Annotated in this window: 5 protein-coding genes; all 5 read right to left on the bottom strand. The window is 33.0% G+C overall.

Annotated features, from left to right (window positions below):
- On the bottom strand, positions 1 to 3528 hold a 3528-nt coding region (locus tag CKF58_RS07025), incomplete at its 3' end, for a beta strand repeat-containing protein (RefSeq protein ID WP_119532364.1).
- Between the two features lie 1924 nt (positions 3529 to 5452).
- Positions 5453 to 5695 carry a hypothetical protein gene (locus CKF58_RS07020; RefSeq protein WP_119532362.1) on the bottom strand — a complete coding sequence of 81 codons (243 nt, stop codon included), beginning with the start codon at positions 5693 to 5695 and terminating at the stop codon, positions 5453 to 5455.
- Positions 5688 to 6107: a hypothetical protein gene (locus tag CKF58_RS07015; RefSeq protein WP_119532360.1), complete on the bottom strand. Its 420-nt coding sequence runs from the start codon at positions 6105 to 6107 to the stop codon at positions 5688 to 5690. The genes CKF58_RS07020 and CKF58_RS07015 overlap by 8 nt, the downstream gene beginning before the upstream one ends.
- 88 nt (positions 6108 to 6195) lie before the next feature.
- Positions 6196 to 6912, bottom strand: coding sequence for a hypothetical protein (locus CKF58_RS07010; protein WP_119532358.1), 717 nt, complete (start codon positions 6910 to 6912; stop codon positions 6196 to 6198).
- Between the two features lie 385 nt (positions 6913 to 7297).
- Entirely contained in the window at positions 7298 to 8014 is a 717-nt protein-coding gene (locus CKF58_RS07005; protein ID WP_119532356.1) for a hypothetical protein, read from the bottom strand.
- Positions 8015 to 9088 lie beyond the last annotated feature (1074 nt).

Here is a 9088-nt window from a genome sequence, read left to right as displayed (position 1 = left end):
TGTCGTTAAGCTTACATTCGCTTTACCAGTAATGTTTGAATTATCTAAAGAGATATTTTCTTTCGCAGTTAAATTTACAACATTAGCCGTAACATTTGCATCAATTACATTTACAGAACCATTTCCTGAATTTAAATTAGCATTAGTAGCATTTACTTTTGTTCCATTGCTTAACGTTAAATTCAAGTTAGAGCTGAGATTTGCATTACCTGTTGCATTAATTGCAGCATTAGATAAAAGCGTACTATTGGTTGAATTTATATTAATATCTGTCGCATTTACTTTAGCACTATCAACCACAACATTAGTACCATTAATATTCGCAATCGTAGCATTAACTAAAGCGCCATTTTGTAATGTTAAATTACCGCCAGTAACGTTCACTACTGGAGAAGCTAATACAGAATTATCAATAGTAGCATTCTCACGACCATTAACATTAACAGCTTGACCTGCAATATTGCTTTGATTTGCAATACTTACATTACCACCATCAACGTTAACTGTATTGCCGGCTGTAACATTGATGCCATCTAAAGATAGATTTCCTTTACTATATACAGCCGCATTATTTGTTGCAACTACAGAAACTCCTTCATTAGATAAAATACTATTTCCTGTAATGTTTAAATTTAAACCAGTAATATTACTATGATTACTAATTACTAAATTTCCAGCTGCAATAAACGTATCTTGCGTACTAGTAACATTAGATCCTGTAATTAATGCATTGTTAGTTACACAAATACTAGTATTAACAGACTCTAACCAAGAATCAGCTAAAGTAAAGTTTGTTACATTTACGGCAACATTATTAGTTGCATTTACTTTAGAGAATTTATTTATCGTTACATTACTACCTACGATATTGGTATTGTTACCAGTAATATTTGAAGCATTAGTTATAGATAAATTTGCTCCACCAATTTTAGTATCATAAGTCGAAGCTAGTGTTGAATTCGTAACGGTAACATTACCACCATCAACTGAAAGGAAGCGAGCTTTAAAATTAGCGTCTTGGATTAAAGTATTATTACCACCATAAACACTTAAATTTGAATCTGCACCTAAGTTAATACGTACATTATCAGAAGTGATAGCTACATTATTAGTTGCACAAACTACTAGGTCACCTTCAGATACCGTTAAGTTAGCATTACTAAAATTAACGTTACCACCAGTAGAATTTAGAACAATATTTGAAGTTGCATTAATATCTGTTGCATTTAAATTAATCGTACCATTAGTTGTACAAATGGTTACATTTTTACCATCAATGTCTGTTGATGTTGCATTGTATGTATTTGCAATAATACTGATATTTGCTGTAGTCGAACCATTCAGGGTAGAATTTACCATGTCTAAAGAGGCATGGTTGTTATTGTAACTAAAGCCTTTTGTTACATTTACTGTCGTGTTACTAAATAACGTACTGTGGGTATTAATTACCCCTTTATCACGACCAATGTCTGTTCTTAAAGTAAAGGTTGCCGCATCAACTGACGAATTAGTTAATTTAGCATTACCGTTATAACGAATATCTAACTCTGAATTTACAGAACTGAAAGTGGCATTATCTGCAATAAAATCACCAAGTGTAGTCGCACGAATATATGATTTATTACTGTCAGTAGAGGTAAATCTAGAATTTGATAGATTTACTGTATAGTTTAGCGTTGTATATTTAGTGTTACCATTTTCTTCATATGTACCAATAGTATAGTTCGTTGCGGTTACTACTGAATTGGTAAAAATAAAATCCTTTTGCGAAACAATCGTTAGTTTATTACCAGTAAAATTAAAGGTAGAATTCGTAATATTTAACCAGCCACCAGTCGAGTAAAGAGTAAAGAAACGGCGATCTGAGTAAATATAAACGTTATGAGCTGTAATATTCCCATCAACCCCGATTGTTACATCCGTTGTTTTTAGTTGATTATTAATAAATGAATCTGGTACAGAATTGGCTTGGATTTGATTTAATATAATACCTTGATACCAAGATGCAGGAGTTGAACCACAAGTCGTAGCAGAGCTATTAACAATGGTAAAATCAAATGGGTCAATAAACCATTGACCAGTATACTCTTTCCCTTTTTGAGAAACGGTTTCTACGTTAAAGCTGTCGTCAAAAGCAATATATTTCGCAGAAGTTTCAAGATAACCACCTTTACCTTTTTCGGATTTAGCTAAAAAACTACCTCCAATATAAGCTTGATTACCCCATACTGCTACTTTACCGGCGTCATTTGTTGCTGATACATTTACAACAGAACCGGCTGCAACATAAGTAGTATTTGCTAATTTTAAATTACCAGCACCTTTAAAATCCCCTCCAAGATACACTTCTCCGCCAGTAACGCCAGAAGCATTAATCTCAGAATGATCTTCAATAACTACTTGGTCTCCTAATACTTTAACCGTACCACCTTTGACAACTGAGTTGCTTACATTAATAGTTCCGTTATTTACTACTAGACCTGTATTATTAGTCCCTAAAGATAACGCATCTTCATTATTAAAGCTTGTGCTTACGTTCTCTGAAGCTCCATATAATACTACTTCACCATTGGCATTAATTGTTGCTGAATTTGCTGATGAACCGTAATTCGACATAATATCAGCAAATTCGGTTGCAGAAGTATAACCATTAACTACTTTATTTGCAGCAATACTTACATTTTTAGCTACAATTGAACCTAAGTTTACTGCTTTATTACCCGCAGTTACTGTATATGTAATGTGTGGATTTGTAAAATCTGAAATGGTAATTGAATTACCGGCTAAAAGGTAAACAGTGCCATTTTTAGCTTCTAAAGCACCATTATTTACAACCAGCCCCCCAATTAAAGCTAAAGTACCATTTTCTTGAACTTTAATCATCCCTTGGTTAATTACCGCAGCTATAGCTCTATCTTTCTCTTGATTAAAAACGTAATTACCATTGATAAAATCTTTATCAGTAATATCAAGAGTAGAGGTTACTAACCCAGATACATCAACATGAGAGTTCTTACCAAATACCACACCAGCTGGGTTTACAATAAACACCACACCGTTAGATTTTAACTGCCCTAAAATTTGTGAAACACTACCACCTAGAACGCGGTTAAGTACAGCAGCATTCGAAGATTTTTGAATAAACTCAACAATTTCTTCCTGATTAATATTAAATTTATTCCAATTTAAAATCGTTTTATCTGTCGACGTTGTAATTTGCGTTAAATTACCTACTTGTGAAAGCACAGCCGTACCACATACAATGTCCATACCTGTACGGGCATCACTTGCTAATGCTTGAGTATCAACTAAACCTAAAGATAAAATTGCCCCTAAACCAGCCACTAAGCTTGTTGTAAGGTTACGCGAATTCTTATTAGTTGTAACTTGCTCACTTGCTGCTGCATTTACTAACGTAGAATCTACGCTAGTTGCTGCCGAGCCTTTTTCTGCAGCTTTTGCTAGTTCTGAAGTTACTACAACTTGTTGTTTTGCCTTGCTAAATTTTAATTTAAAAACTTTATTCATATACAATCACTTGATTATGTTAGGTGGTTACCAAAGTTATTATCTGTTGGCACTTACCCAACAGTAACCATAATTAATTTTGTACTAATTAAAACTTAAGATGCATTGAGAGAATTGATTGTTTCTTAAGTGTTCATGCATGCAAAAAGCAGCAATAGATGCTGCTTGAAACTTAAGTACTATGTATAAATAAAGTCATCTCATCAAAAAAGCGTGAATTTAAGAGCCACTTAAATAGGGAATGTTTTTAGTACTTGCCTTTACTAAAAAGGAAACGCTTTCTTGGTACAAGCGCGGCTACTAACCAGTTACTATAAGCCAAAATTAAGATTTGCCATAGACTTAGTTATTTACTCCAGTCATATCTAAATTCATGAATAAACATGGAATAAGGCAAAAATTGTTCCTAAGATCTTAGGAACTATAATTTGAGCTTATATTAAATTAATAATAGTATCTAGAGAAAAGAGAAAATGATAAAAACAAAATATTATTAATTTAATAAGTAAAAAGCGCTTATCATTGCAATATACATGCAAAATTACTAGATAGTTTCTTGCCAAGAACATATCGCAGCAATTCGATACCAATGATGAGGATTTGTCGTTGTTTGTGTTTACATAGTGCCTAAAAGAGCATACAATTAAGCGAGAGGATTTGTTATCTATTAGAGTTTGCCTTAGCAAACTCTAATATTAAGAGCGCTCTTAATATTTTTTGTCCAGCCAATTGCAAAGCAATCGCTTGCAAAAATGCCCTTGTTAAAAATAACAAATGCCTGCTCAAAAAACGATCTTGTTGTGATCTTTGCTTTAGACAAATAAAATATAAAAAAGTTTTAGAAAAATACGATTTTTGTAGTAAATACTAGGTAAAAATACATATTCAAGCTTCTACGCTAATGAATTTTAGTTATATCTAAAAAATTGCGATCAGTTTATGCGAGATTTGCGCATTATTAACCTAAATATCAAATAGATATAAAACAATTTATCATTTAAAAGCCCGAAATTCTCTTTGCAATTTTTATATTATCTCTGTCATCTTACTTTTTGCCTGTAGTAAGCCGAAGATCATTTTTAATTTCACGCTAAATATTAATTATTTATAGTTAACGTTAATCACTTATCGCTAAAGATTAACCAGTTGGAGTTAAAGATTAACCTCTTGTTTTTAAAGATTAATTACTTGTAACTAAATTAATTACTTGTTTTTGCGTTGTATTTTTGAGTAGTGAAGATAAGTTTTTGCCAGTAATTTTGGTAATCTCTCAAGTTACACGTGCGCCATAAGTAATACCCTACCCACAACTATCAAAAATACACAACTCCCAGCAAGTAATAACTTCAACCATTATTTAAATTAGTCTTAATTTTCAACTTATAAGATAGATAAGTGGTTGAGATTTAGCGTTTATCGAGCAATTTTTATATAAATATATCGCCAAGAAAAGATAAATCAATAGCGGCTGCGAATATTTTTAGTCATACCTAAATTAATCCTCATTTGACAAGCTAATTCTAAGAGTTGGTAAGAAAGTAGGTACAAAAATAACCCCTTGCCTCCACCAATCTTAACTACAGAACTCAACGCTCTTGCAAGTAAGAAAATCCTTACCTTACATACTCTCCATACCCTCTGTAATATTTAAGGATAGAAATTCCTAACCCAAATTGCCAAGAGCCACAAACAGCAAAATCCTATCTGTCCTTAACTCTGAAAGCTAAAGACTGACTAGGATTTGAGTTATCGTTTGCTTATTAGTTGTAGTAAACGTAATTGCTCTAAGACTCTCTAAGAGCACTTAATAGGCTTAACTTAATAGGCTTATTAGAATGCCTAGCTTAGTTGCAGCACATTCCATAACTAATTCTGAACTTTTAATTAAAACTTAGTTTATTTTATTACTGCTGACAACCACCTACTATTTTTTTAATCCAAAACCAGTAATGTGCAAGCCTAAGCGTTTATAAACTCTTCTAATTTCTTGTATCGCTTGATCTGAAGTATCATAATCAGCATTTACTTGGAAATTAACTAAAGCTTGTGCTCGCGCCTTATTACCTTGCAACACAGCATTTTCAAAAGCTTGCGATAAATTTGCTACAGCTTGCTGTGTCGCACTAAGGTATTTACCACCATGTCGAATTAAATTATGTTCAGCCATGACATACTTTACCTAACTCTTCATCCCATTCATCATCTTTTAGGGTGAACATAGCTTTCATACACTGATCTACACTATACTTAAACTGCTCAAGTGCTCTATTTTGATACTTCCCATTTACAACGCTTCCTTGGTTAGGAAAATGAACGTAAAAGTTAAATGCAAAAGCAGAAAAGAGCTGTGTAACCGCTGCACCTGTGTTTTTATATTCTCGAGAAATATAACGCAAAGTATCTATTACATAGTTTATTTGCTTGTCTACTAAAGCTTTGTTTGCATAGTAATAATTTAGAGTTGCTTGAATTTGTTGGTTACGAGCTTGAGCTGGTAGTATTTGAGAACTAGCGGTAAAAACAACTATTCCACCAACAATACTACCTAATACACGCATTAAACACACTGTACGTTTCATCAGGAAACTCCTAGATATTAAGTTGAGATATTCTTATAAAATAGCTTCTTTAGAGGTATTTTAAAAAATCTTTACAGCTATTTTTTTTCTATTGCCCTTTAATCACTGTATAACCATAAGGTTGAAGTAACTGGTTCAGATTGTCTACAGCTTGATCTTCAAAACCATAATCTGCCGCGTACAGGATCTTAAAAGGTACTAATTTTTGTGCTTCAGTATAAAGTAAGCTATCTTGATAGTATTTATATTGATCTAGCCAATTCTTTAACTGACGTTGCTGAGAATTTAATAATGGTTCTTGCACTTCTTGTAAAAGAATATATTTATACATCAAAACATTATGATTGAAATACCCAACATTACCATGATATAACAGGGCGAAGAAGATAAAAGGATCACAAATTCTGCTTACTTTATAACTAAAATTAGCTTTGCCTGGTTTATAAAGATTAGTACAAAGATTTACCACTCTGTTAAGTTGCTCTAATGGATAATTACGATATTTTCCCTTTACAATCTTTCCTTTATTTACAAAAGTACTCTCAAACTCAATTGCATAAGAATAATAAACTTCAGAATTTGTAATAACTGTAGAACCTGCTAGTGTTTTTAAAGCTACTGTAGTGTTATTTATAAAATTGGTAAGCTTTATTACTAATGATTTATTCTGATTAAAATAGTTCAGCACAGCTTGTTCAGCTTTAGTTGGAGCGGCATGAGCTTGCTGCACACCAACATTTGGCACAAGCAAAGATAGGCAGGTTAAACTTCCAGCTACTAAACGAGTAAAGGGTTGATATTTCATAGAGAAAATCCTTAAATTAAGGTTGAGACTATAATTCCATTATAGCAATAAATTCTCGATTAAATTCACACCATGGTAGCACCTGCACCTCTCTCCGAAATATAAGTTAGTAGAAGCATAAGTTGTAAGAAACCACAGATGCCAACACCAGCGACGGCACAAATACCTATTACCAGAACCACAGATTTTACTGATTATTTTTTACCTCCTCCCTTTTTACACACTTTTTTTGAGTTACGTATATGCAAAATCCTACTTTGCAAGCTAAAGTTAGCTTTATCTTGCTAAGTAGGATTTTTCTCTATAAGTTGGATTTTTCTCTAAAAATCTAATTGCTGTTCAGATAACCTTCAACAATGTAAAAGCTATGCTTGTAAGCATCTCTTTACTCAAAACTCGTAACCTTTAAGTCAACCAGAGCATAAGCATTTCTAATTAAAGCGAGTGCCGGTTCGGTTTTTAAGAAATTAAGTTTTAAACTAAAGTTAACTAGCTTTTGTGCTTGTTCATACTTACCTTCTTGCATTTTGGTGACAAAGTCTTTAGCTAGAGCGGCTACTTCTTGTTGTTGTGCGGTTAAAGGTTCTTTTGGAGCTTTAGCGTATTCATTTTCAAGGTACACCACTTGATAAGCAAAGTTACTAAAGTTACTTTGATAAGTGATATCTAGATGGATATAAGGATTACAGATATACTTTAATTCTTTATCCCACTTAGCAGTTTCCCCTTTACCTATATAAAAAGCTTGATGACATAAACCGACTATTTCTGCAAGTTGGTTGAGTACTGGATTGTCATACTTCCCATTAACTACTCGCGCTTGGGTACGATATTCCAAGAAGAACATTACCGGATAGGTATTAATAATCTCCATTACCGTAGCACCAGTTTTACCATACTTTTCCTTTAAATAGGTAATACTACCAATAATATATTCAGCAAGTTTATCAACTTGCGCTTTATGTTGTTGATAGTACTTAATTACTTTTTGTTCTGCTGGACTACGAGCTGGTTCGCTCTGCGCTTGCACACTCCCTGCTAGAGCTGATAAAGCCGCTAAACAACCGGCAAATTTTGCCACGAAAGTTAATTTTCCTTGCATATCCAATCCTTGTTATAAGTTGAGAATCTTAATAATGGTCTTTACTTATACATTATAACAAGAGCAGCATTTATTATCGTTCTAGCGGTAACTAAGTCTTATCTTTTAGCGAGCAAAAGCAAGTTGAAATTTGTAAAGCCTTGCCATAGTTTAGAGATCATCGACAAATGGTAGAGAAAAGCTCTCTACTTGAGAAAAGGCATGAGCTGTACCCCAAGACCTGCTTCCTTTTCCTCTTCCTTATACTATTCCTCTTCCCTTTACTATTCCTTTTCCTCTTCATTTTCCTATTACTCTTACTCTCCTCTTACATTTCTCTTACAAAACCCACAGTAAAAAGCAGTAGAGAAAACTCTACTGCTAAGTGGTTAAAAGTAAAAAGTACGAATAGACAATCTGGATTTAAGCAGTGTATCTCACTTAGGATAATTATTCATGACTACCACTATAGTCATAACTCTTGATGCAAGCTGTAACTGTAAGCAGTTGCTTATAAACGGGAATCCCATAAAATATAACGCTTAAATCCAGATAAAGGGGTAAGTCAAAAGCAGAATATGCGTTAAATATCTCAGGGCAAGTTAACGCATATTCTGTACTCGACTATAAAAAGGAATAAGATTTATGGCTTATTAAAAGGTTTATCATTCCTAAAAAAACGAGTTTTAGGTAGAGATCTATATGAAAAAGTGTGCGCTTATTAACTCATTGTTACTTAGCTTTACTTGGGAGAATATAAAACTCTGAGTTTTATATACGCGCAAGGGGAGACTATATCAATCTCCCCTTGCTTAAAATTATAAAACAAAATTTAACAATTTAGATAAATATTTTTCACAGAAAGGAAAAAAGTTTTACAACTTTTTACGTAGATAATCGTACTTTGTTACACGCTTCTATTCCTTACTACAAATAGGCAATGCGATTTAACCACTGATAATCTCTAGCACTGAACAGGTTTACTCTTCTAAAGCGTTACGCAAAATTAGTGAATTTAATATTTATTCATGACGATAAAATTTTTTCACGTTATCAAGCACATCTTACATTAGGTAAAGCATGTTAGAACAAACT

This window comes from Psittacicella hinzii (assembly GCF_003585935.1).
Classification (GTDB): domain Bacteria; phylum Pseudomonadota; class Gammaproteobacteria; order Enterobacterales; family Psittacicellaceae; genus Psittacicella; species Psittacicella hinzii.
This window is presented reverse-complemented; position numbering and strand designations above follow the sequence as displayed.

Coding starts and splice junctions, on each gene's coding strand:
- CKF58_RS07020 (WP_119532362.1), bottom strand. CDS start 5,695: ATGGCTGAACATAATTTAATTCGACATGGTGGTAAATACCTTAGTGCG.
- CKF58_RS07015 (WP_119532360.1), bottom strand. CDS start 6,107: ATGAAACGTACAGTGTGTTTAATGCGTGTATTAGGTAGTATTGTTGGT.
- CKF58_RS07010 (WP_119532358.1), bottom strand. CDS start 6,912: ATGAAATATCAACCCTTTACTCGTTTAGTAGCTGGAAGTTTAACCTGC.
- CKF58_RS07005 (WP_119532356.1), bottom strand. CDS start 8,014: ATGCAAGGAAAATTAACTTTCGTGGCAAAATTTGCCGGTTGTTTAGCG.